The 416-nt window shown below is 65.4% G+C and carries 1 pseudogene; it reads left to right on the top strand.

What is annotated here, in order from left to right:
• Positions 1-411 (top strand): annotated as a pseudogene (locus AC1DEK_RS30175) (NAD(P)(+) transhydrogenase (Re/Si-specific) subunit alpha); the annotation flags it as partial.
• Positions 412-416: the final 5 nt, after the last annotated feature.

Genomic DNA, 416 nt, shown 5'->3' with positions numbered 1-416 from the left:
CGCCAGAAGATCGAAGTGGCCAAGCGCGTTGCACAGGCTGACGTGGTCATCAGCACCGCGCTGATCCCGGGGCGCGCCGCTCCGACGCTCATCACCGAGGAGATGGTCAAGTCGATGAAGCCGGGTTCGGTCATCGTGGACATCGCCGCGGGGAAGGGCCCCGATGGCGTTGGAGGCAACTGCCCGTTGTCCGAAGCCGACAAGACGGTGGTCAGGCACGGCGTGACGATCGTCGGGGAGACGAACCTCGCAGCCCTGGTGGCCGCCGACGCATCGTCGCTCTACGCGCGCAACGTGCTCGACTTCCTCAAGCTCGTGCTGCCCAAGGAGGGCGGCCTGAAGATCGATCTCGAAGACGACATCGTCGCTGCCTGCCGCATGGCCCAGGACGGCCAGGTCACGAAGAAGTAAGCGAA

The organism is Variovorax sp. 10N420 (assembly GCF_056394705.1).
The sequence above is the reverse complement of the archived record's forward strand: the minus strand, read 5'-3'. Positions and strand labels throughout refer to the sequence as shown.